Here is a 22,344-nt window from a genome sequence, read left to right as displayed (position 1 = left end):
CCATTTTTATTGAGTGAGCGCTGAGAGGGAGAGCCGGGCCGGGAAGGGTTTGAGCCGTTGGGTCAAAGGAGAGCGCCTGATGGTTCGACCCGTTCCCGCTCTCCCGAGAAACCCTGTCATGACCGAATCTCTTGCCGGCGGCGCTGCCGCCGCGTCGCTCTCGATGAATGCCGCTGCCACTCTCACCTCTGCCGCTCTCAAGGCCGCCCGACAGATCTTGACTGATCTCGAACGCGGACATCGCATCGATGCCGCCATCCTGCGTGGTGCCATGGAGGCTGCATTCGGTGCCTCGGACGCAACCGGCGCCTGGAATTGGAAGACCGCCTATGACGTTTGCGAGGCGGCAACCGTTCTCTTCCTGCGCAAGTTCGGTCCGGCCATGCGCGCCAAGGCTGGCTCGACGGCTGCCATGTTGCCTATGCTCGCGAGAATCGCGAGCTGTCTGCCGACCCATACGCGGCGTTCCGAGTACAGTCAGGCGCTCCAGCAATACTCGACGCCGATCCCGCTTGGGCTGACCGCATGCACCGCGGCCGGCATTACGCCTGCCGACCGCGTTCTGGAGCCATCCGCGGGGACCGGCTTGCTCGCCATCCTTGCCGAACTCGCGGGTGGTTCTCTGATGTTGAACGAGTTGGCCGATAGCCGAGCGGCGTTGCTAGACCATTTGTTTGCCAACATTGAGGTTACGCGGTTCGACGGCGCGCAGATCGATGATCATCTCGACGCGAGGGTAGTACCGAGCGTCGTTCTGATGAACCCGCCGTTCTCCGCGGTGGCGAATGTCGATCGACGGATGGCGGACGCTGCCTTCCGACACATCGCTTCGGCGCTCGCGCGTCTCTGCAACGGTGGACGCCTCGTCGCCATCGCTGGCGCGGGCCTTGCGCCGGATAACCCGGCGTGGACCGACTCGTTTGTTCGCCTCCAGGAGAGCGGACGGGTCGTGTTTTCTGCTGCGATCGACGGCGCCGTCTACGCCAAGCACGGCACTCAGACGGACACGCGGCTGCTTGTGATCGATAAGTTGCCCGCCGCCGATCCGAAGGCTTTTCCCGCCTCGCAAGGCATGGCCGGCGACGTCGCCACCTTGCTCAATTGGGTAACCCTGCATGTGCCTCCTCGGCTGCCCGTCGCTGCGCCGGTCGTGGCCGACGCCACTAGGCGCCCCGCGATATCCCGATCGGCCGGCGCCATTGCACCAAACCCCTCATCGACTTCGGGGAACGCGCCAGAAGGCGTGGAACTTGCGTACGAGACCGTCGAATGGTCGCCGCCGGAAGGCGCCCGCCTCACCGATGCGCTCTATGAGGAGTACGGATTGCAGTCGATCCGTATTCCAGGATCGTGCGCACATCCGACCAAGCTCGTGCAGTCCGCGGCGATGGCCTCCGTTGCGCCACCGAAGCCGTCCTACCGTCCGCATCTGCCCTCAAGTCTGGTGGCAGATGGAGTTCTGTCGGACGCCCAGCTCGAGAGCGTCATTTATGCCGGCGAGGCGCATTCGGAATTCCTGGCGGGCTCTTGGACCGTCGACGCGACGTTTGATGTTGTAGCTGCCGCGCGCGATGACGCAGAGAATGTCGTCCGCTTTCGTCGCGGCTGGTTCTTGGGCGATGGCACTGGCGCTGGCAAGGGGCGGCAGGTCGCAGGGATCCTGCTCGACAATTGGCTCAAGGGCCGCCGCCGTGCGGTCTGGGTCAGCAAATCCGACAAGCTCATCGAAGATGCCCAGCGCGACTGGTCCGCGCTCGGCATGGAGCGGCTGCTCGTTACGCCTTTATCCCGGTTTCGCCAGGGCACCCCGGTCCGGCTTTCGGAAGGCATCCTATTTACCACCTACGCTACGCTGCGCACCGACGAGCGTGGCGAAAAGCTTTCGCGTGTCAGGCAGATCGTTGAATGGTTGGGCTCCGACTTCGACGGAGTGATCGTCTTCGACGAGAGCCATGCCATGCAGAATGCGGTCGGCGGCAAGGGCGAGCGCGGCGACCAAGCCGCCTCTCAGCAAGGGCACGCGGGCCTGAGGCTCCAGCACGCCTTGCCCAATGCTCGCGTGGTATATGTGTCGGCGACGGGCGCTACCACCGTCCACAACCTCGCTTATGCGCAACGCCTCGGCCTTTGGGGCGGCGCCGATTTCCCATTCGCCACACGTGCCGAGTTCGTCGAGGCAATCGAGGAGGGTGGAGTCGCAGCGATGGAGGTGCTGGCGCGCGACCTCAAAGCGCTCGGTCTCTACGCCGCCCGCTCATTGTCCTATGAGGGCGTCGCGTACGAACTCGTTGAACACCAGCTCACGCCGGAGCAGGTTCGCATCTACGACGCCTATGCAGATGCGTTCAGCATCATCCATAACAACCTCGACGCGGCGATGCGGGCCGCCAACATCACCGGCGAAACCGGAACGCTGAACGGCCAGGCAAAATCCGCGGCCCGATCCGCCTTCGAGAGCGCCAAACAGCGCTTCTTCGGTCATCTGTTGACCTCGATGAAGACGCCGTCGCTCATCCGATCGATCGACCGCGATCTCGACGCTGGTCATGCCGCTGTCATCCAGATTGTCTCAACGGGCGAGGCGCTGATGGAACGCCGGCTCGCCGAGATCCCGACCGAAGACTGGGGCGACGTTCAGGTCGACATTACTCCGCGCGAGTATGTGCTCGACTATCTCGCCCATTCCTTCCCGGTCCAGCTCTACGAGCCGTTTACCGACTCGGAGGGCAACCTCTGCTCCCGGCCTGTCTATCGCGACGGCCAGCCGGTCGAGAGCCGGGAAGCCGTCGCACGACGCGACCGCCTCATCGAGAAGCTTGCATCACTACCGCCGGTACCTGGGGCACTGGATCAGGTCATCCAGCGCTTCGGCACCGAGCTGGTCGCCGAGGTGACGGGCCGCTCGCGCCGCATCGTTCGCAAGGGCGACCGGCTGGTGGTCGAAAATCGAGCCGGTTCAGCCAACCTCGCCGAGACCTCGGCTTTCATGGACGACGTCAAGCGCATCCTCGTGTTCTCCGACGCCGGGGGCACGGGGAGGAGCTATCACGCCGAACTGTCGGCCCGGAATCGCCGTTTGCGGGTTCATTACCTGCTCGAGCCCGGGTGGAAGGCGGATGCCGCGATCCAGGGGCTCGGCCGGACAAACCGGACCAACCAGGCGCAGCCACCGCTGTTTCGTCCCATTGCGACCGATGTGAAGGCGGAAAAGCGCTTCCTCAGCACCATCGCGCGCCGGCTCGATACGTTGGGGGCCATTACGCGCGGCCAGCGCCAGACCGGAGGGCAGGGGCTGTTTCGGCCCGAGGACAATCTCGAAAGCCAGTATGGACGCGACGCGTTGCGTCAACTCTACACGTTGCTCGTCCGAGGCAAGGTCGACGGCTGCTCGCTCGAGAGGTTTGAGGATGCCACTGGCCTGAAGCTGACAGATGCCAATGGGCTCAGAGATGACCTGCCGCCGATCACGACATTCCTGAACAGGTTGTTGGCGCTCACCATCGACCTGCAGAATGTCCTGTTCACTGCCTTCGAACAGCTCTTGACCGCTCGGATCGAGGGCGCGGTCGCATCTGGCACCTATGACCTCGGGCTGGAAACGCTCCGCGCCGATAGTTTTGTCGTCACCAACCGGCGGACGATCTATGCCCATCCAGGGAACGGCGCCGAGACTCGGCTGCTCACGATCAACCAGCGCCAACGCAATCATCCTGTGAACCTGGACGACGCCCTTGCTCGTCTTTCCAATCATGCTGTCCTGCTGATCAACGAGCGCTCGGGACGGGCCGCCGTGCAGGTTCCGGCCCCGAGCGTCATGCTCGACGACGGCGAGATCGAGCGTCACGTCCGGCTGATCCGGCCAATGGAGCAGCACCAGGTTCCCTTGAACATGATGGTGGAGAGCCATTGGCTTGAAGCGGATCGCGAACGTTTTGCCGCGGCTTGGCTGGCGGAGCTTGCCGAGGTCCCTGAGTTCACGGAAAGCACGGTCCACGTCGTGGCCGGATTGCTGTTACCCATCTGGAAACGATTGCCGAATGAATCGACCCGTGTCTATCGGCTCCAGACCGATGCGGGCGAACGTATCATCGGCCGCAAGGTTTCTGCCGCGTGGGTCGCAAACGTGGTCTCGGCGGACGCGCCCACGCTGGCGCCGGACGCTGCCTTTGCCGCGGTGATGGAGGGACATACCGTCCTCGACCTCGCAGAGGGGCTCCAACTTCGCCGCGTCCGGGTGATGGGCGCATGCCGCATCGAGTTGTCGGGATTCAACGACACGATGCGCGATCGCCTCCGCGCTTACGGCCTATTTGGAGAGATCATCTCCTGGAAGCTGCGGATGTTCGTGCCCCCGGACGCAAGCGGCGTCGGGATCCTGACAAAGGTGCTCGACACCTATCCGGTCGCGCGCATCAGTGAGCGGGAGGCCGCGTGATGGCCCCCGACGCGTCCGAACTGGCACGCCGCCTCGCGCGCGAGGCCGAGGCCGTGTGCCGATATTATCTCTCCAATGGCAAGCGGGTGGGGCGGTACTGGGTGGTCGGCGACGTCCACAACACGCCGGGCCGCTCGATGTTCGTGCGGCTCCAGGAATCACCTAAGGGCCCCGCCGGCAAGTGGACTGACGCTGCGACCGGCGAGCATGGCGACCTCCTCGACATCATCCGCGAATGCCGGGGTTTGCGAGACTTCAGCGAGGTCACCGAGGAAGCGAGGCGGTTTCTGAAGCTGCCTCGCCCCGAGCCGCTGCTGGCCTCGAAACCCGTTCGTTCGGTGGCGCCAGCCGGATCGCAGGAAGCCGCCCGCCGGCTCTTTGCGATCTCTAGCCCGATCGAAGGCACGGTGGTCGAGACGTATTTGCAGCGCCGCGGAATAGCTCGCATCCACCATGGAGGCAGCCTGCGCTTCCACCCACGTTGCTACTATCGGCCGGATGAGCATTCTCCGACCGAAACCTGGCCGGCGATGATAGGCTCTGTCACGGACCTCGAGGGACGGATCACGGGCGTGCATCGCACCTGGCTAGATCCACACGGCTTTGATCGCGTGCGGCTCGGCAAGGCCCCGATCGATACGCCACGACGGGCGATGGGCGACCTGCTCGGCAACGCCGTTCGCTTCGGCGTGGTGGACGACGTGCTCGCTGCGGGCGAGGGGATCGAAACCATGCTGTCGCTGCGTTATGTACTGCCGACCTTGCCCATGACCGCTGCTCTCTCGGCCAATCACCTCTCAGCCATGTTGCTGCCGTCTGGCCTACGCCGACTCTATATCGCCCGTGACGCAGATGCCGCCGGAGATGCCGTACAGGCTATTCTCACCCAGCGCGCAGAAGCCGCCGGCATTGAAGCGATCGCATTGTCGCCCCGGCTGGGCGACTTCAACGAAGATCTGCACATCTTCGACCTCGAGGCCCTCCGGGCAGCGTTGCTACTGCAACTCGTACCGGAGGACGTCGTCCGTTTCCTGCATTCGTCGATGGCAACCGCGGAATAGCCCCCGGCAATTCGATGGGCGTCGATAGGTCGGTCGCGGTGCGGCCACTGCCGGAAGAGGACGCGACCACGGCCTTCTAGAGGGCGATCGGACGGCAAGCGGCTCGGGCCGGCAATGGCTGCGTCCGGCTATTTTCCGCCGCCGCCGGCGACGAGAAGAAACATTAGCAATCTGGCGAGCGCGCTTTGCATCGCGAAGCAAAATAGCCGGCCTCCGCCATCCTCCGCTGCGCTTCAGCCCTGCGCTCCGCTCCGGGTTCTGGCCCGTTCCGTCTGCCGTCTGAGTGATCGCCACGAAGGCCGCGATGGTCGCGGCCGATCCGGCAAAGGATCACCTCCATGACCGATCACGATGACATCGAACCGCCGCACGCCGCATCTCCGACCGAACACGTTCTTACCGAATTGCAGCTCTTCGGTTACCGCCCCTTCGACGACCAGCCCGATCCACGGCCGCTTCCCGAGGGCAAGAGCATCACCGGTGCCGTCGCTGACATCTTCGATGCTCTGGTCGCGACGTTGAGTGATACTCGGCTCGAGCCGGACCTTGACGATCTGCTCTGGTCGACCGTCAACCTGTTTCACCGAGCCGTCGACCGCGTCGGTCGTCAGCTCGACGATAACGAGCAGGCGCAGCAGAAGAGCCAACGCGAGCAGGACGGCTCCGAAATTCGATCGGTCGAACTCGAGCGCGTGACGGCGGAAGGCATCACATTGATCGAGCGGCGCGACTGCCTGGAGCTCTTCCGCGACCAGGCCATCGAGCGCTTTGAGACACACACCGGCTCATTCTGGCGCCCTCGATCGGGATCGCTGGTCAACCACCGCACGCTGACCGCAGCGATGATCGATTCCCGCGACTTCATCGCCGCCAAGCGCCGCGCCGAGACCGAAGTCATGTTGCCGCCAGGACCGAAGATCGCACTCACCGGAGGGCTCGACTTCAACGACCATCATCTGATCTGGGATCGCCTCGACAAGGTTCACGCCAAGCATCCCGACATGGTCCTGCTCCACGGCGGCTCACCCAAGGGGGCCGAATTGATCGCCTCCAAATGGGCGACCACCCGCAAGGTGCCCCAGATCGCCTTCAAGCCCGACTGGACGAAACATGCCAAGGCAGCACCTTTCAAGCGCAACGATGCCATACTCGAAATCCTACCGATCGGCGTCATGCACTTCCCGGGCACTGGAATCCAGGACAACCTGGCCGATAAGGCGAAGCGGCTCGGCATCCCGGTCTGGATGTTCGGCGGCGCGTGAGCGCTGTCTGCTCGACTGAAGTCTTTGAGGCGAAATTGCTCACGCCGCAACTCCGCCTCGTTTCGGTCTCATATCTAAAGTTGCGCCGTGGTGGTTGGTGGAAGGCGCAACTGGTACATCAATGCACATGGAGCCACCACCATGCTCGCTATTGGGCTTGTTCTCAACACACTCGGCATCGGCCTGTTCTGCTGGGCGATTTTCGCGCTCGCAGTGTATGCCCTGCCGTTTTTCGTCGCGCTGAGTATTGGGATGACTGCGTTGCAGACCGGCACTGGTGTCGTCGCCGCGCTTCTTATCGGTACGGCCGGCGGCGCGCTGACGCTCGTCCTCGGCCAGATCGCCGTCGCTGTTACTCGGTCCTTGGCCTTGCGCATCGCGATCGCGACAACATTTGCTGTTCCCGCCGCGGTCGCCGGCTATCATGTGGTCTTCGCCCTGTCCCCGATCGGGGTGCCTTCGCTGGCTTGGCGAGAGGTCTTTGCTTGCCTGGGCGCGGTTTGCATTGGCCTCACGTCGTGGATGCGCTTGTTCGTTTTGGCGGAGACCCGCCCCTTCGAGCCGGGTGGTGTGGTGGAGAGTCCGACCTAATCAGTTCTTACGGCCGAAAGGCCGAGAGCTGACCGTCTACCGCCTTCATCGTCGAACAGGTTCGCATAGTTCGGCGCGCTGAATGGGCGATAATCGAGACCTGAGCGCGGGAGAGCCAGTCCTGCTCGGAACTCCTCAATCAAGCTGCCGGCATTCGGTCTGGCCCACGCAGCCGCGGCAGAGCGATCTTACCTCGATCGGTTCTTTGGAGACGATGCCGCCCTTTGCAGGAGATTGTTTCTCTTTCCGCGCTGAATCGTTCCGACCTCTTGTTCGCCAAAACCGAGATCGCCACGCTTCTCCGGAGATTGTGGTTCAGCACGCGGACGCACGTGGCCTCGTTGATGGCTTGATCTGGCCGAAGACCGGCTTCGCCTCGATCGTCTGAGCCGCAACGCCGTTGATGCGACTTTCTTCCCCTGGGCTGCGCCCATTCCTCGCGAGGCAAGAAAGTCGCAACAACGGCGTCCTCCGCTGCGCTTCGGCCCGCGAGCGGGTGCGTCGCCGATCGTCTTCGGCCTGCAGATCGCCATCGAGGCCGCGGTGGTCGCGGGCTCGAAACACAACAGGAGAAGTGACATGGCTAACATCGGTTCCTTCAAGAAGGTCGGCAACGATTTCCAGGGCGAGATCGTCACCCTGAGCCTGCAAGCCAAGGGCGTTCGCATCGTCGCCGAGACGAACCGCTCCAACGACAACGCCCCCAGCCACCGCATCTACGTGGGCCGGGCTGAGATCGGGGCCGCCTGGTCGAAGCGCTCCGAGGAGGGCCGCGACTACCTCTCGCTCAAGCTCGACGATCCCTCGTTCAATGCGCCGATCTACGCCAACCTGTTCGATGACGAGGGCGGTGAAGGCTACACCCTCCTGTGGTCGCGGCCGCGCAAGAACGGCGAGTAAGAGCCCCACCAAGCCCCGCCCGGTCCGCCGGGCGGGCGCTTCGCGGCAGGCCTGAGGCGGCTTACGATTTGCTAACCCGCGCAGCCTTCTTGAGCAGGTCTCCCGGTTCGACCCCCAATGCTTCAGCAATTTGCCCGAGCACGGTGACGCTTGCTGATACGTCGCCGCGCTCGATGGCGCCGACGTAACGGGCGCTTAAACCCGCGCGCTCGGCCAATTCCTCCTGCGTCATTTGTAGATCGTGGCGTTTCCGACGCAGGTTCACAGCCATGACCTCTTTGAGATCCATGGCGATATGGGAACTGAGCCGGAACGATCGTTCTAGGAACGATCGTTCCTATTCGTGTCCGAACATGCTATCGACTGTGGCGACGGGACGTGCGCGACCGAGTTCGGCCGCCGATCTACCGAACGACTATCCAGGATTCCAACGAGCAACGGAGTCTGGATTGCGACCAAACCATGGCGTAGCTTATAGGCGTTCTAAAAGCGGGTATGATGCAGAAGCCATCCCTAGATCCAAACGTAGCTGACAGTGCGCCGAACGAGCCGTCGTTGACGCCCTATGACGAACAGCATGTCGTCACGTACATTCGCCTTCTGCAGGCCGAGGGCGAGGGGGCGGACTGGCGAGAGGTGGCTCGATTGGTCTTGCATATGGACCCCGAGCGAGAGCCGGACCGTGCGCGGAGCGCATATCAGAGTCATCTTGCGCGCGCCAAATGGGTGACGGAGCAGGGCCGCCTATTACGTGGCACTGGCTCCAAATAGAAGAAAATAGCCGGCTGCCGACTTGCAGGCAGAACTATTTTCTTTTGCTGACGGGTGGTCATTCCGGGGCACCACGTGGTGCCAAACTAGGGGCTTCCTACAACCGCCTCGTTCATACCTATTGCGCCGCAATCGTTGTTAGCTGCGTGCAATGGGGCGGAAGCAATGCCTGAATTCGACTGGCGGTCGCCGGAATCCTACAAGGGCCTACAAGACGCGGAAATCACCGACATCGCCTGGGAATGTCTTCGCCGCAACGCGGACTATCGACGCGAATATGAGGCGATGATCGCCAGTAGCCCAGATGGCGAAGTGACCGCAGAATTCAGGAGGAGGTGGGGCCTCTGCTTTCGCCCATGACCCGCAGAAGTCCTTCGGCGAACAGACGATCTTTTGGGCGCCTGAGGTTCTAGCGGCGGTCGTACCGGTCAAGGTCGCAGTGGTCGACGCCGGCGGGGCGCCGTCTCGGCCACTGCTCGACCTAACGGCTGGCGAGGTGCGCCGCGCTGGTGACGGCTGGCATGCCGTGCTCCGCATCGGTGCGGTAGATCACCGTGTTTGGTCTAAAGAGCCACCGGTGCTCGGCGCATCATATGCGGCCGAACTGCCATTCGACGGCGATTTGGAAGCGCGCGCCTATGCAGCCCGGCGGCTGTGGCGCGCGATGAATGGACGCGCGCCAGGTCCTGCCTTTTATCAACTGTCGAAACAGCGACGCGAGCGCCTGAGCGCCGCAATCCGTGCGCTCGACGCACACGGCGCGGGCGTAAGCTATCGCGTTATCGCCGAAGCGCTCTTCGGCAAAAGGCGAATCCCCGATCGTGCCTGGAAGACTCATGATCTGCGCAATCGAACAATCCGCTTGGTGCAAGGCGGCCTCGCGTTGATGCGCGGTGGTTACCGCAAACTCCTGCGGCCTGGGCGCAGGGACCAGTAGCGTAGTCCCCGAGGGGTGCCGAAAATCGTCCCCTCCATATTCGGCATCCCCCTCCGATATCGCGCTTCTCCATGATGACCGCACACACGCCGGCCTAGCCAGGCGTGGTGCGCTGTCCTCCTGGAGTTCTCAAATGCCCGATCCGATGGCCGGTCTTCCCCCGCGGTTCCTGCGTACACCTGAGGCTGCGCGCTATCTTGGCCTGTCCGGCCGCACGCTCGAGAAGCACCGCACGTACGGTACTGGACCGACGTATCGGAAGATCGGCGGACGTGTTGTCTACGCCGTCGATGACCTGAAAGCGTGGGCCGACCGCGGCGCCAAGACGTCAACGTCAGATCCCGGGAAGGGGACCGTGCTGCCCGCCAAGAAGCATCCGGGCCTGCGTCGCTATGCAGGTCAGGAACGTCGCTGATGTCAGCGTGAGAGCAGTGACTATGCGGCGCAAACACCATTCCGAGCGCGACCAGCTTGAGCTGTTTCGGGCGCTGCCCGGTGATCTCGCGCCGCGCGATGCGCAGGATCTGATGGCCTATCCGTTCTTCTCGCTCGCGAAAACGAAGCGAACGGTGCCCATCGATTTCCGTGCCGGTGAGGTCGCAATCCGTGTCGAAGCCGTGCCGGAACACGGCATGGCGACCATCTGGGATGCAGACGTTCTGATCTGGGCCGCGTCCCAGATCGTCGAAGCTCGTGATGCCGGCCTGAAGACGTCACGCCTGATGGCTGCAACGCCTTATGAGATCCTGACGTTTGTCGGCCGCGGGACTAGCGCGCGAGACTATGACCGGTTGAAGGCTGGTCTCGACAGACTTCAGTCGACGACGGTGGTGACTTCGATCCGCCAGCCGACAGAGCGGCGACGGCATCGCTTCTCCTGGATCAACGAGTGGAAGGAGACGGCCGATGCAAACGGTCGTCCATTTGGACTCGAACTGATCCTGCCTGATTGGTTCTATGCCGGCGTCATCGACGACGCGCTCGTGCTGACGATCGATCGCGCTTATTTCGAGCTGACGGGCGGACTTGAACGATGGCTCTACCGGCTCGTGCGCAAGCACGGTGGACGCCAGGACGGCGGCTGGAGCTTTGACCTTGTGCACCTCCATGCCAAGTCCGGCATCCTCTCCCCGCTCAAGCACTTTGCTTACGACATACGCCAGATCGTTCAGCGCCAGACATTGCCCGGCTATCAGCTCGCGCTGACGCGCGATCCGAACGGTACCGAGCGGCTGAACTTCGCCCCTCAGCCTGTTCATCCCTAAACGGCACGCCTGCGCCGGCGCGGTCTCGTTCCAAATTCGGAGGACAACCTGTGAATCAACTCGTGCTATCGGGGACCGCAACCCTCGTGCTTTCGGGGACCCGATCCTCGTGCTATCGGGGACCGGAATCGAGCTTAAGAGCTTGCTTCTGCGAGCTTTCCAGCCGCTCTAACTTTACTAACGTACTGACACTAACTTCTTGTTGTGAATCAGTGCGTTGTGAACAAGTCGGCCGTGCGTGCAGCGAGGATGCCTCATGCGCTTACTCTGTCACGCGCAGATCCTTCCTGCAATGCGATTGTTGTCGCCAATGCACGCGCGCGGACGCGATCGCGCGCAAATCTGCGCGATCATCAGCATCGCCATCTCCGCATCACGCTCGTTGCTTTCCCTTGCGGCAGCTCGCTCGTCGAGGAGAACTCGCTAACGTCCGTGGTTGGCACGACGGCCACCACATGCCGGAATCTGGAGAATGGGCGGTCAGGCTAACCAGCGCCGTGCTTGATGGCTTCAAAGATGTGCATGAAGCCGCCGGCAAGAAAAGTTGCGATCTCACCCAAAACCCCGTCTCCCCGGGAGACGCCGCTCCGTCGTGGCGGAAGGAAAAGGCGCGCGTGGAAGCGACCGGGTCGCGGAGGCCCTTAAACCGCCGCAGCGACCCGGCCGCGCTTGCCGCCGGCGCCAAACCGGAACGTCGTGCCATCGGTCCAGATCTTGTGCAGCAGCACGGCGAGCGCGCGCGCCACCGCGGTCGCGGCGCGCTTCAGACCCTTCTTCCTGGCCAGCCGCAGGCCCCACAGCCGCAGCTTAAAGTTTTTCGGGATCCGGGTGAGGATCGCGATCGCCGCCTCGTACAGCATCGCCCGCGTCAGTTCATCACCGCATTTGGAGATGCTGCCGATCCGGTCGGTCTGGCCGGATTGATAGCGCCGCGGCGTCAACCCAAAATGCGCGCCGACATTGGTCGACTTCTTGAATCGCGTGGGATCGTCGACGGTGGCGCGGAACGTCAGCGCCACCAGCGCGCCGACACCGGGCACGGTCATCATCCGCCGCACCGCATTGTCGCCGCGCGCCGCCGCCAGCGCCAGGCGGTGCAGTTTTGCCAGCTGCAGCCGCATCGCATTGCGGGCGTCCAGCAACGGCGTGACGATGGGCTCCAGATCCTTCTTCCCGGCCATGATCTCGCGCACCCGCGTGTCAAAACGACCGACCGAGATTTCGCCGACCTTGAGGCCGAACGGCCGCAACAGGCCGCGGATCATGTTCTCCATGTCCAGCACCTTGCCAAGCAGCGCCTTGCGCCCGACCAGCAGCGCGCGCAGCGTTTGCGCGGCTTCCGACTTGACATGGACGGCGCGGAACCAACCGGTCCGCATCATCTGCGCGATGCCTTTTGCGTCGTTGCGGTCGGTCTTGTTCAGCATGGCGTTCAGCGCCGCCTTGGCATGCCGGGTCTCGATGCAGATCACCGGGAGGCCCTTTTCGGCGAGCGCCGTGAACAGCCAGGCGCTGTACGAGAACGCCTCCAGGCCGACGCGCTTGAGGTGGATTCCCCATTCCGCCAAAAGCAGCTCGATCGCGTCGGGATCGGTCTCGAGTTTCGCCTCCCGGACGACCTTGCCGTCGCCATCCACCACGCAAACGTTCGTCGCCTCCAGCGACACGTCGAGCCCTGCATAGAAGTCCATCATGCGCCTCCTCAGTCGATCGCCGGGACGCACCGCGCGTTCCGTTCGCGAATCGTTGTGAGGCATCTTCGCCGCAGTTCGGCCGGTGAGGGGGCACCGGTCAGTACCCCGGCTAACCAGAAATCCTTCGGATTTCTTCTAACGGACCAGGCCGCAAAGCGCGTGGGAGGAGGCCGGCAAAGCCGGCCCGTCCGTCCTGCTGGCCTTCGCAAGCCGTACACGCACTTCCCCGCCACCAAAGCGAACGGCTCCCAGTTCGAGCGTAGAGGAGCCGCGGCATGAGCGATTTCACGGAAGTGGAAGTTCTGTGGCTCGAGAAGCGTATCGAAAATCGCATTCGGTTCGGTCGTATTGTCAAAGAACGGAAGCTTGATCGCCACCGGCGCGTCCTGTCATTTGCGCCCGGCAACATCTTTGCCTTCGTCCGATGGACCTCCAACGACTTTGGCACGATCATTTCGCGGATTGACATCTTGCGCGCGGTTGCACCGGGCCAGCGCTGTTCGACTGTTCCCTATGTGACGCCCGGCGGTGAGATTCTGCTTCGCCTGTCCGGCTGGCTGAAGATCGAACGGGTCCTGCAGATGATCGACGCCATTGAGGCCCTCGACATTGATCCGGCTGACGTCGCTCCTGATCACTGGCATCATGTTCACAACCGTCTGTCCGTCAATGAAAACCCGCGCCCGTACACGAAAGCGCGCCATCAGGCTTGGCTTCACCGGCAGAGGGTCATGCGATGACGGGCCGCCTGATGGTGCTGGCCGTGACGATTGGACTCGCTGCTGCGCTAGTCGCGACGATTATGCTGGAGCCGCTTCCGCTTTACATCTGGAATGCATCCGCGAGCGTGCCGATCGGTCTCTACCGTGTGCGACCGGCTGACCAATTCCAGGTCACTGAATTGGTCGCCGTGCATCCGCCGGAACCGCTCGCGACCTTCCTCGACCTTAACGGCTATTTGCCCATTGGCGTCCCGATGCTGAAGCGCGTACTCGCCCTTCCCGGGCAGAGTGTTTGCAGAGCCGGCCTCACGATTTCGGTCGACGAGATTGCAATGGGCGAGGCGCGAGACCGCGACGGACGCGGCCGGCCGCTGCCGAAATGGCAGGGCTGCCGCGTCGTCGGCGACGGCGAGCTGTTTCTGATGAACTGGCAGTCGGACGACTCTCTTGATGGCCGGTATTTTGGATTTCTTCCGGCATCTAGCGTGATCGGCCGTGCGATGCCGGTGTGGACGTGGGAGGAGTGATCGTGCGTATTCGACGTGTTCTCCTCGCCATTCCCTTGTTCGATCGATTGCCGGATCATTCCTCCGTCTCGATCGATGTCTGCAAGGCTGGCGCGAGCCCGACCGCGTGCTTGGGGCGGTGGGGCACGCGCGTTTGTGCTGTCGCGCCCCTGATGCTTCTTCTGACCGCGTTCGACCGTGCTGCTTTGGCCCAGAGCGCATCAGCCGCTCAGCCGGCGATCAGTCAGACCGCTCACTCCTTTGACGGCTTTATCAATGAAGCTTCACAACGCTTTGCGATTGCGCCGAACTGGATCCGATCAGTCCAAAGCATCGAGAGTGCTGGTGACGTGCATGCCAGATCGCCAAAAGGCGCACTCGGCCTGATGCAAATCATGCCGGCGACCTGGGCGGAACTGCGCGAGCGCTACAATCTCGGAAACGACCCCTACGACCCGCACGACAACATTCTGGCCGGCACGGCCTATCTGCGCGAACTGCTCGATCGGTACGGCTCGCCTGGCGTGTTTGCTGCGTACAACGCGGGACCATCTCGGTATGAAGAGCATCTCATAGGCGGCTCTCTGCCTGACGAGACGCGAGCATACGTCGCAAAGCTTGCAAATCTGCTTGCCTTCGAACTGCCGTCGCGGTGGACGTCCAGCGGACAGTCATCAGTAGTTGCGACGCTATTTGTCACGCGATCCGATCTCATGAAAACGCGCGATCGGTTGCTGGCACTCGTGCCGTCGAGCGGTGTCACGGCCGCAATCTCGGCGCCCGATGTTTCGCCGATGGTCCCCCGGCCCATTGGCGTGTTCGTCCCTCGATCGGATTCGAAAGTATCGCAATGACCAAGTGTGCGGGTTCGCGAGCCTTGGCGTGCTTCATCGAGCAAGTGGCACGTGCTGAGGGCGTACGGGCGATGCCTTCGGCCCGCGCTCTACTCGTCGCTTCGCTCCTCACCGAGCCACCCTACGGGTGTCTCGGCCCTTCGGGTAACGATCGCTATCGCAAGCGCTCGGAAACAGTGGGGGCTTCGCAAGTCACCTGCAAGTCGCGGCGGCTCTTTCGCACCGCATTTTGTCGCAAATCGCCGCGAGTACCGAGGGTCTATTGGCTTGTAAGTTGGGGAACCAGCGACTGGGAGACTACGACGGCAGGACGGCGAGATAAAAGGGGCTCGCCGGTCGAACCGCAAGCCATTGGCATGGCTTGGGTTCTGGCGTGCCGGTCGGTCGGGGCGCGTGCCGCGCCTTGCGCTTTTGGTATTGCGATCAAGGACATTTTCAGCACTGTAGACGCGTTTGCGCTCTTCGAGGTCCGGCCATGACCGTTGGCGACAGCGATCTGCGCATTCGACCCGGGCGTATTCGCAGCACCCGCGCGCCTAAGGCGAAGAGCTTCATCAACCAGGTGCTACGTGCTGCGAAGAGAGCTGGCCATACCGCGGGTCAGCCCGCGGCCGGCAAGCGTTCCACATCCTATGGGCGCTCGACGTTTGGCCGCGGCAGGCTCGCGTTTAGCCGCAGCCGATTGTTCAAATCGACGCGGCGCGCCGTGGTGAAAGCGCGCGTCGTTCGTCACAAGGGGCGAGCATTCCGCTCGGCGCCGCTGACTGCCCATCTTTCGTACCTGAAGCGCGACGGGGTCACCCGGAGCGGTGAGAGAGCCGAGATGTTCGACGCCGGCAGCGACCGCGCCGATGGCGCGGCCTTCGCGGAACGGTGTCAGGGCGATCGGCATCATTTTCGGTTCATCGTCTCGCCCGAGGACGCCGGCGACATGACCGATCTCAGGGCTTTCACCCGCGATCTCGCTCGGCAGATGGAGGTCGATCTCGGCACGCGGCTCGATTGGGTGGCCGTCGATCACTGGAACACAGACAATCCTCACATCCACCTTCTCGTTCGGGGAGTCGACGAGAAGGGGGCCGATCTCGTGATCTCCCGCGACTATATTAGCCGGGGTCTGCGCTCACGCGCCGAGGAATTGGTCGCGATCGAACTGGGTCCAAAGCCGGAGCACGAGATCCGCAATTCGCTGGAGAGGGAAGTCACGGCAGAGCGATGGAGCCGACTTGATCGGGAGATCCGGCTGGGGGCCGACGAAACCGGCCACATCGATTTGCGTCCCGAAAACCCTGGCAGCTCCGACCCAGAGATCCGGCGCCTGATGATCGGCCGCCTTCAGCACCTGGAGAAGATGGGCCTTGCCGCGCCCGCGGCGCCGGGGGAGTGGATGGTTGGACTCGAGGCCGAGCGTAATCTGCGCGACCTCGGCACGCGCGGCGACATCATCAAGACGATGCATCGCGCCTTCACTGAGCGTGGTGAGGCGCGCGGTGTCGCCGACTACGTCATCGAAGGTGGACCGCAGACATCCCAGATCGTCGGGCGTTTGATTGATCGAGGACTTCATGACGAACTGACCGGCGAGGCCTATGCCGTGATCGACGGAACCGACGGACGTGTGCATCACGTCCGCTTCCACGGGATCGAGGCCTTCGAACATGCACCGCCGGTCGGCGGAATTGTCGAAGTCCGACGCTTCGGTCAAAACGGCGATCCGCAACCCACCGTGGTGCTCGCGCCCCGTTCCGATCTCGATCTTGGTGAGCAGGTCACCGCGAGAGGAGCAACCTGGCTTGACCACCGGCTGGTCGAACGCGATCCGATGCCGCTCGCCATGAGTGGATTCGGCCGCGAGGCCCGTGACGCTTTGGAAGCCCGGACCGAGCATCTGATTGAGGGGGGTCTGGCACGGCGGCAGGGCCAGCGCATCATTCTGCAGCGCGACCTATTGAATACATTGCGCCGACGCGAACTGGACGAGGTGGGAGCAAAGGTCTCGGCCGACACCGGCCTGCCTCACGTGAAGGCGCCTTCTGGAGAGCATGTGGCAGGCACGTATCGCCAGCGCCTGACGCTCGCCTCGGGACGCTTTGCCATGATCGACAATGGGCTTGGCTTCCAGCTCGTGCCGTGGTCGCGCGAACTCGAAAAGAGGCTCGGCCAGCACGTCACCGGCGTCATCAAGGACGGCGGCGGTATCGAATGGGGCATCGGCCGCAAGCGCGACCTGGGCCTCTAGCTATCTCGCCAATTCAATTGGGAGGGACCTTCGGGATGTCCGGAACCAAGATCCTCTGGGGACAGGTAATTGTTGTCGGCTTGATCGTTTTGATGGCCATCTGGGGAGCGACCCAATGGACGGCCTGGCGGCTCTCCTACCAGCATGAACTTGGACGGCCCTGGTTCGAGTTGTCGGGCTTCAAAATCTATTACCCGCCCATCTTCTTCTGGTGGTGGTTCGTCTACGACGCCTATGCGCCTCAGGTCTTTGTCGAGGGTGCCTTCATCGCGGCGTCGGGGACCTTCGTTTCGATCGCGGCGGCGATCGGCATGTCGGTCTGGCGGGCGCGCGAGGCCAAAAATGTCGAGACCTATGGATCGGCGCGCTGGGCCGATGCGCGGGACGTTAGAGCAGCCGGACTGCTCAGTGCGGATGGTGTGGTTTTGGGCAAGCTTGACGATGACTACCTTCGCCATGACGGACCGGAGCATGTGTTGTGTTTCGCGCCCACTCGGTCCGGCAAGGGTGTCGGTCTCGTCGTTCCCTCGCTGCTGACTTGGCCCGGCTCGGCCATCGTTCACGACATCAAGGGCGAGAACTGGCAGCTGACCGCCGGGTTCCGGTCCTGTCATGGCCGCGTCCTGTTATTCGACCCGACCAACCCAAAGTCCTCCGCCTATAATCCGTTGCTCGAGGTCCGGCGCGGAGAGTGGGAAGTTCGCGACGTCCAGAACGTCGCCGACGTCCTGGTCGACCCCGAAGGCTCGCTCGATAAGCGGAACCATTGGGAGAAGACCAGTCATTCACTCCTGGTCGGCGCCATCCTCCACGTCCTCTACGCCGAGGCAGACAAGACCTTGGCCGGCGTGGCCGCCTTCCTGTCCGATCCAAAGCGGCCAATCGACGCGACCTTGAAGGCCATGATGACCACGCCGCATCTTGGCGAGCAGGGCGCTCATCCGGTGGTCGCTTCGACCGCGAGAGAGCTTCTCAACAAATCCGACAACGAACGTTCCGGGGTCCTGTCTACCGCGATGTCGTTCCTTGGACTTTACCGTGATCCCGTCGTGGCCCAGGTGACCCGCCGCTGCGACTGGCGAATTGCAGACCTAATCTCCGATCCCCGGCCAGCGTCGCTTTACCTCGTGGTGCCGCCTTCCGACATCTCGCGGACCAAGCCGTTGATCCGCCTGGTGCTGAACCAGATCGGCCGGCGCCTGACCGAGGACTTGCACGCCAGCAACCGCCGGCACCGTGTCTTGATGATGCTCGACGAGTTCCCGGCACTCGGGCGTCTCGATTTCTTCGAGTCCGCGCTCGCATTCATGGCGGGCTATGGGATCAAGAGCTTTCTGATCGCACAATCGCTCAATCAGATTGAGAAGGCCTATGGGCCCAACAATGCGATCCTCGACAACTGCCACGTCCGCGTCAGCTTCGCGACCAATGACGAGCGGACCGCCAAGCGCGTTTCCGATGCGCTCGGTACGGCGACCGAGATGCGAGCGATGAAGAACTACGCGGGACACAGGTTGAACCCCTGGCTGGGGCACCTCATGGTCTCGCGGCAGGAAACCGCGAGGCCGCTGCTCACTCCAGGTGAAGTGATGCAGCTTCCGCCCGGAGATGAAATCGTCATGGTGGCGGGCACGCCGCCGATCAGGGCGAAGAAGGCGCGCTATTACGAGGATCGACGGTTTACCGAGCGGGTCTTGCAGCGGCCCGATCCAGCGGAGTCTGGTAGATCATCGCGAACGGACGGATGGTCGACGCTTGGTACGCTCATGCCGGTAACGCTTGCAGCAGACGGGGCGCAGCAGGCTGACGAAGACACGGCGAACAGTGGTCTTCGTCGAGAGCCCGAACTCCCTGATCACGTTGCGATTGTTAAGGAGACAACCGAGCCGACGCCGGCCGAAGAATTTGCCGCCGTTCTTGACGACGACGAGGACGCGGTGCGCCAGTCTCGGCTTCTGCGTCAGCAGATGCGAGGCGTCGCCCGCCAAGTCGAGCTTGATCCAAACGACGGCATGGAGCTCTAAGGCGTTATGCGCGACCGCATGAATGTGTACTTTCCGCCGGAGCTTCTGAAGCAGATCGCGGATATTGCCGATCGCAAGAATCTTTCCAGGTCCGCGATTGTGGAGGCGGCAGTTGCGTCCTTTCTGTCACCAGACGGGGCGGACAGGCGAGAGGCGGCGTTCACCCGTCGCCTGGACCGTCTATCGCGTCAGATGCAAAGGCTGGAGCGTGACGTCGGCCTGACGGCCGAAACCCTGGCCCTCTTCATCCGCTTCTGGCTGACGATCACGCCGCCATTGCCCAATGACGCACAGGCGGCCGCACAGCTCAAGGGGCGAGAGCGTTTTGAAGGATTTGTCGAAGCGCTCGGTCGTCGCCTGCAGAAAGGGCAGAACTTCCTGCGCGAGATCCCCGAAGATATCGTTCGTCAGGAGCCGGGCAGCGAAACCTGATTGAACCACATCGGCGAGCTATTTCGCCGGCCATTCTTTTTCTACGCCACCCTACGACGCAGGAATTTAGCCAAGCCAACAAAAAGCTGGACGCGCTATCGGCTCGAATGAGCTGAAGAGCAAAGGGGCCAGCATGCAAATTTCAGTGGCGTGGCGTGTCATCGCGCGCGTTTTTCTCCCGTTTGCTGCTGGATACTATCTTTCATACCTGTTCCGAACGATCAACGCTCTGATCTCCGGCCATCTCATCTCGGAAACTGGGCTCGGGACTACTGACCTCGGGTTGCTCACGTCAGTCTATTTCCTGGTGTTCGCGGCGGCTCAGATCCCCATCGGTATATTGCTGGACCGCTTTGGCCCGCGTCGCGTCCAAAGCGCGTTGCTTTTGGTCGCCGCCACGGGTGCCGGGCTATTCGCGATGTCGACGGAGTTGCCGTCGCTGTTGATTTCGCGAGCAATGATCGGCCTTGGAGTGGCAGCCGCGCTGACGGCCGGGTTGAAGTCCATCGTTCTCTGGTTCCCCAGGGAACAAGTGGCCTTGCTGAACGGATACATGATCATGCTGGGTTCGCTCGGAGCGATGACTGCCACGACCCCCGCCGAACACCTGATCGCCTGGATCGGCTGGCGACAGCTCTTCGAAATCCTGGCCGCCGTGACCGGCGTCACGGCCGTGCTCATCTACATCGTGGTCCCTGAGCGAGTCATCATCCTATCAACGGGATCAACTCCCGCCACCCTTAGTTCCGTTTTTAGTGACAGGCGCTTCTGGCGAATTGCCCCGTTGTCGGCGACTTGCGTGGGGTCAGCCTGGTCTCTGCAGGGATTGTGGGCGGCACCGTGGCTGACGGATGTCGAGGGACTTGGTCGTGAAAGTCTCGTCGGACAGCTATTCATCATGTCGATCGTACTTTGTGGCGGTGCCTGGTTGTTCGGCACAACGGTCCATTGCATCCGACGAAGAGGAGTTGGAGCGGAAATAATATTGGCGATTGTCGCAGTGCTGTTCATCGCCGCCGAGCTCGCCTTGATCCTGCGTGCGCCGTTGCCCTCCATACTGCCGTGGTCTGTTGTCGCGATTGTTGGAACGGCGACCGTGGTCAGTTTTGCGGTAGTAGCTGATTACTTTCCGCCAGAGCTTGCCGGTCGGGCCAACGGTGCTCTGAACGTGTTGCACTTCGGTTGGGCATTCCTTGCACAATGTGGGACGGGCCTGATTCTAGAACAATGGTCCACGGAGGGTGGCCGTAGGACCGTCCTGGCCTATCAGGTCGCGTTTGGTGTCAGCGTAGCACTGCAGATCGTGGCGCTCGCCTGGTTCGCGGTGCCGTCCTTCCGATCCTTCACTGAGTGGATGGGTTCAATTGTCTTCTTCGCGCCGGTTGACGTTTCCGACGCAGTCGAACCGGTTATTCTGTACGAGCAAACGGTCGTACTAATGCCGGCGGATGTAGATGCGGAATGGTGAGCACTTGCATCGTTACGAGGCCGTCCCGACGAGCACTGATCAAAATTCATCGCGATCTAGCTGGTTCGAGCAGGCGTCAATTATCTGTTCTTAGTCTTTCTTTTTCTACGCCAGCCTACGATCACGCATAAGCGTTTGTTGCCCCAAATCGATCCGTGGCTTTTCTAATCAACCCATCTGAGGGCGCCTTCTAAGCGTCTTCATTCGGCGGGGGCGGCGGTGGCAATCCATTCCTTTCAATCGGAGGCGAATTCGCGTGGTGCGCGAATGCTGCGCAGCGCGCTTGGTGCCGCGATTGCGGGTTACCTGGAAGATGACGCTATCATCGAGGTCATGCTCAATCCGGATGGACGGTTGTGGATCGACCGGCTGTCGAGTGGGTTGGTTGACACTGGCGAAACTTTGTCTGCGGCCGACGGCGAGCGCATCGTTCGTCTGGTGGCTCACCATGTAGGCGCGGAGGTGCATGCTGGCTCGCCACGCGTCTCTGCCGAGCTACCTGGGACCGGCGAGCGGTTCGAAGGGTTGTTACCCCCAGTCGTTGCGGCTCCTGCCTTCGCTATCCGTAAGCCAGCGGTCGCGGTGTTCACGCTCGACGACTATGTCGCCGCCGGAACGATGACATCGGATCAGGCCAGCGCCTTGAAGGCTGCGGTCGATACCCGCAAGAACATTCTCGTCGCCGGCGGCACATCGACCGGCAAGACCACGTTGACCAACGCGCTTCTGGCCGAGGTAGCCAAGACCTCCGATCGGGTCGTGCTGATTGAAGATACACGCGAACTCCAATGCAAGGCGCCCAACCTTGTGGCGCTGCGGACCAAGGACGGCGTAGCCACCTTATCTGACCTTGTCCGCTCCTCGCTTCGATTGCGTCCTGACCGTATCCCGATCGGCGAGGTCCGGGGCGCCGAAGCGCTCGACTTGCTCAAGGCCTGGGGCACCGGTCACCCCGGAGGCATCGGCACCATCCATGCTGGAACGGCCCTCGGCGCGCTACGGCGGCTCGAGCAACTCATCCAAGAAGCTGTCATCACGGTTCCGCGTGCCCTGATCGCCGAGACCATCAACCTCGTCGCCGTGCTTACGGGACGCGGCTCGGACCGACGCCTCGCCGAACTCGCGCTCGTCACAGGGCTTGGGACTGCCGGCGACTACAGCCTTTCATCAGCAGGAGACTGAC

General features: G+C 62.5%; 20 protein-coding genes. 18 read left to right on the top strand and 2 right to left on the bottom strand.

Annotated features, from left to right (window positions below; all coding sequences use genetic code 11):
- The first annotated feature begins 118 nt into the window (after positions 1 to 118).
- The 5 genes from BraRD5C2_RS19610 to BraRD5C2_RS19590 all read left to right on the top strand — a co-directional run bounded on the left by BraRD5C2_RS19610 (position 119) and on the right by BraRD5C2_RS19590 (position 8,249).
- Positions 119 to 4,435, top strand: a complete 4,317-nt coding sequence (locus tag BraRD5C2_RS19610; RefSeq protein WP_223970532.1) for a strawberry notch-like NTP hydrolase domain-containing protein — start codon at positions 119 to 121, stop codon at positions 4,433 to 4,435.
- Positions 4,435 to 5,496 carry a DUF7146 domain-containing protein gene (locus BraRD5C2_RS19605; protein WP_223970531.1) on the top strand — a complete coding sequence of 354 codons (1,062 nt, stop codon included), beginning with the start codon at positions 4,435 to 4,437 and terminating at the stop codon, positions 5,494 to 5,496. The genes BraRD5C2_RS19610 and BraRD5C2_RS19605 overlap by 1 nt, the downstream gene beginning before the upstream one ends.
- A gap of 338 nt (positions 5,497 to 5,834) precedes the next feature.
- Positions 5,835 to 6,758 (top strand): DUF2493 domain-containing protein, encoded by a 924-nt coding sequence (locus BraRD5C2_RS19600; RefSeq protein ID WP_223970530.1) that lies wholly within the window; start codon positions 5,835 to 5,837, stop codon positions 6,756 to 6,758.
- Between the two features lie 141 nt (positions 6,759 to 6,899).
- Positions 6,900 to 7,349: a hypothetical protein gene (locus BraRD5C2_RS19595; protein ID WP_223970528.1), complete on the top strand. Its 450-nt coding sequence runs from the start codon at positions 6,900 to 6,902 to the stop codon at positions 7,347 to 7,349.
- A gap of 579 nt (positions 7,350 to 7,928) precedes the next feature.
- Positions 7,929 to 8,249 carry a DUF736 domain-containing protein gene (locus BraRD5C2_RS19590; RefSeq protein ID WP_018454792.1) on the top strand — a complete coding sequence of 107 codons (321 nt, stop codon included), beginning with the start codon at positions 7,929 to 7,931 and terminating at the stop codon, positions 8,247 to 8,249.
- A gap of 61 nt (positions 8,250 to 8,310) precedes the next feature.
- Here the strand turns inward: BraRD5C2_RS19590 and BraRD5C2_RS19585 are convergent, their stop codons facing one another.
- Entirely contained in the window at positions 8,311 to 8,538 is a 228-nt protein-coding gene (locus tag BraRD5C2_RS19585; RefSeq protein WP_223970525.1) for a helix-turn-helix domain-containing protein, read from the bottom strand.
- A 209-nt stretch (positions 8,539 to 8,747) separates the two neighbouring features.
- Here BraRD5C2_RS19585 and BraRD5C2_RS19580 point away from each other — a divergent pair, with 209 nt between their 5' ends.
- The 5 genes from BraRD5C2_RS19580 (at position 8,748) to BraRD5C2_RS19560 (ending at position 11,222) form a co-directional block, all read left to right on the top strand.
- On the top strand, positions 8,748 to 9,020 hold the full coding sequence (locus BraRD5C2_RS19580; RefSeq protein ID WP_223970523.1) for a DUF2285 domain-containing protein: 273 nt from the start codon (positions 8,748 to 8,750) through the stop codon (positions 9,018 to 9,020).
- A 165-nt stretch (positions 9,021 to 9,185) separates the two neighbouring features.
- Positions 9,186 to 9,380 (top strand): transcriptional regulator domain-containing protein, encoded by a 195-nt coding sequence (locus tag BraRD5C2_RS19575; RefSeq protein ID WP_223970522.1) that lies wholly within the window; start codon positions 9,186 to 9,188, stop codon positions 9,378 to 9,380.
- A 79-nt stretch (positions 9,381 to 9,459) separates the two neighbouring features.
- The gene (locus tag BraRD5C2_RS19570) at positions 9,460 to 9,957 is read left to right on the top strand and encodes a DUF2285 domain-containing protein (protein WP_223970521.1); all 498 of its coding nucleotides are present in this window, start codon (positions 9,460 to 9,462) and stop codon (positions 9,955 to 9,957) included.
- Between the two features lie 133 nt (positions 9,958 to 10,090).
- Positions 10,091 to 10,372: a helix-turn-helix transcriptional regulator gene (locus tag BraRD5C2_RS19565; protein ID WP_223970520.1), complete on the top strand. Its 282-nt coding sequence runs from the start codon at positions 10,091 to 10,093 to the stop codon at positions 10,370 to 10,372.
- Positions 10,373 to 10,394: 22 nt separating this feature from the next.
- On the top strand, positions 10,395 to 11,222 hold the full coding sequence (locus BraRD5C2_RS19560) for a replication initiator protein A (RefSeq protein WP_223970639.1): 828 nt from the start codon (positions 10,395 to 10,397) through the stop codon (positions 11,220 to 11,222).
- Between the two features lie 641 nt (positions 11,223 to 11,863).
- On the opposite strand, the gene BraRD5C2_RS19555 is transcribed toward BraRD5C2_RS19560, so the two are convergent.
- The gene (locus BraRD5C2_RS19555; protein WP_223970519.1) at positions 11,864 to 12,913 is read right to left on the bottom strand and encodes an IS110 family RNA-guided transposase; all 1,050 of its coding nucleotides are present in this window, start codon (positions 12,911 to 12,913) and stop codon (positions 11,864 to 11,866) included.
- 278 nt (positions 12,914 to 13,191) lie between these two features.
- On the opposite strand from BraRD5C2_RS19555, the gene BraRD5C2_RS19550 reads away from it, so the two are divergent.
- From BraRD5C2_RS19550 to trbB, 8 genes are all read left to right on the top strand, one after another.
- Positions 13,192 to 13,656, top strand: coding sequence for a DUF2840 domain-containing protein (locus tag BraRD5C2_RS19550; RefSeq protein ID WP_223970518.1), 465 nt, complete (start codon positions 13,192 to 13,194; stop codon positions 13,654 to 13,656).
- Positions 13,653 to 14,165 (top strand): S26 family signal peptidase, encoded by a 513-nt coding sequence (locus BraRD5C2_RS19545; protein ID WP_223970517.1) that lies wholly within the window; start codon positions 13,653 to 13,655, stop codon positions 14,163 to 14,165. The genes BraRD5C2_RS19550 and BraRD5C2_RS19545 overlap by 4 nt, the downstream gene beginning before the upstream one ends.
- Positions 14,166 to 14,167: 2 nt before the next feature.
- Positions 14,168 to 14,998, top strand: a complete 831-nt coding sequence (locus tag BraRD5C2_RS19540) for a lytic transglycosylase domain-containing protein (protein ID WP_223970515.1) — start codon at positions 14,168 to 14,170, stop codon at positions 14,996 to 14,998.
- A 475-nt stretch (positions 14,999 to 15,473) separates the two neighbouring features.
- Entirely contained in the window at positions 15,474 to 17,237 is a 1,764-nt protein-coding gene (locus BraRD5C2_RS19535) for a relaxase/mobilization nuclease domain-containing protein (RefSeq protein WP_223970513.1), read from the top strand.
- Positions 17,238 to 17,272: 35 nt separating this feature from the next.
- Complete coding sequence (locus BraRD5C2_RS19530; protein ID WP_223970511.1) at positions 17,273 to 19,261, top strand: conjugal transfer protein TraG; 1,989 nt, start codon at positions 17,273 to 17,275, stop codon at positions 19,259 to 19,261.
- A 6-nt stretch (positions 19,262 to 19,267) separates the two neighbouring features.
- Entirely contained in the window at positions 19,268 to 19,693 is a 426-nt protein-coding gene (locus BraRD5C2_RS19525; RefSeq protein ID WP_223970509.1) for a CopG family transcriptional regulator, read from the top strand.
- Between the two features lie 133 nt (positions 19,694 to 19,826).
- Positions 19,827 to 21,161: an MFS transporter gene (locus BraRD5C2_RS19520; RefSeq protein WP_223970508.1), complete on the top strand. Its 1,335-nt coding sequence runs from the start codon at positions 19,827 to 19,829 to the stop codon at positions 21,159 to 21,161.
- A 267-nt stretch (positions 21,162 to 21,428) separates the two neighbouring features.
- On the top strand, positions 21,429 to 22,343 hold the full coding sequence (trbB, locus tag BraRD5C2_RS19515; protein WP_223970507.1) for a P-type conjugative transfer ATPase TrbB: 915 nt from the start codon (positions 21,429 to 21,431) through the stop codon (positions 22,341 to 22,343).
- Position 22,344: the final 1 nt, after the last annotated feature.

The organism is Bradyrhizobium sp. RD5-C2, from assembly GCF_019972155.1.
Lineage (GTDB): Bacteria > Pseudomonadota > Alphaproteobacteria > Rhizobiales > Xanthobacteraceae > Bradyrhizobium.
The sequence above is the reverse complement of the archived record's forward strand: the minus strand, read 5'-3'. Positions and strand labels throughout refer to the sequence as shown.

Coding starts and splice junctions, on each gene's coding strand:
- BraRD5C2_RS19585 (WP_223970525.1), bottom strand. CDS start 8,538: ATGGATCTCAAAGAGGTCATGGCTGTGAACCTGCGTCGGAAACGCCAC.
- BraRD5C2_RS19590 (WP_018454792.1), top strand. CDS start 7,929: ATGGCTAACATCGGTTCCTTCAAGAAGGTCGGCAACGATTTCCAGGGC.
- BraRD5C2_RS19525 (WP_223970509.1), top strand. CDS start 19,268: ATGCGCGACCGCATGAATGTGTACTTTCCGCCGGAGCTTCTGAAGCAG.
- BraRD5C2_RS19530 (WP_223970511.1), top strand. CDS start 17,273: ATGTCCGGAACCAAGATCCTCTGGGGACAGGTAATTGTTGTCGGCTTG.
- BraRD5C2_RS19580 (WP_223970523.1), top strand. CDS start 8,748: ATGCAGAAGCCATCCCTAGATCCAAACGTAGCTGACAGTGCGCCGAAC.
- BraRD5C2_RS19600 (WP_223970530.1), top strand. CDS start 5,835: ATGACCGATCACGATGACATCGAACCGCCGCACGCCGCATCTCCGACC.
- BraRD5C2_RS19535 (WP_223970513.1), top strand. CDS start 15,474: ATGACCGTTGGCGACAGCGATCTGCGCATTCGACCCGGGCGTATTCGC.
- BraRD5C2_RS19555 (WP_223970519.1), bottom strand. CDS start 12,913: ATGGACTTCTATGCAGGGCTCGACGTGTCGCTGGAGGCGACGAACGTT.
- BraRD5C2_RS19595 (WP_223970528.1), top strand. CDS start 6,900: ATGCTCGCTATTGGGCTTGTTCTCAACACACTCGGCATCGGCCTGTTC.
- BraRD5C2_RS19605 (WP_223970531.1), top strand. CDS start 4,435: ATGGCCCCCGACGCGTCCGAACTGGCACGCCGCCTCGCGCGCGAGGCC.
- BraRD5C2_RS19550 (WP_223970518.1), top strand. CDS start 13,192: ATGAGCGATTTCACGGAAGTGGAAGTTCTGTGGCTCGAGAAGCGTATC.
- BraRD5C2_RS19575 (WP_223970522.1), top strand. CDS start 9,186: ATGCCTGAATTCGACTGGCGGTCGCCGGAATCCTACAAGGGCCTACAA.
- BraRD5C2_RS19610 (WP_223970532.1), top strand. CDS start 119: ATGACCGAATCTCTTGCCGGCGGCGCTGCCGCCGCGTCGCTCTCGATG.
- BraRD5C2_RS19560 (WP_223970639.1), top strand. CDS start 10,395: ATGCGGCGCAAACACCATTCCGAGCGCGACCAGCTTGAGCTGTTTCGG.
- BraRD5C2_RS19565 (WP_223970520.1), top strand. CDS start 10,091: ATGCCCGATCCGATGGCCGGTCTTCCCCCGCGGTTCCTGCGTACACCT.
- BraRD5C2_RS19545 (WP_223970517.1), top strand. CDS start 13,653: ATGACGGGCCGCCTGATGGTGCTGGCCGTGACGATTGGACTCGCTGCT.
- BraRD5C2_RS19520 (WP_223970508.1), top strand. CDS start 19,827: ATGCAAATTTCAGTGGCGTGGCGTGTCATCGCGCGCGTTTTTCTCCCG.
- trbB (WP_223970507.1), top strand. CDS start 21,429: ATGCTGCGCAGCGCGCTTGGTGCCGCGATTGCGGGTTACCTGGAAGAT.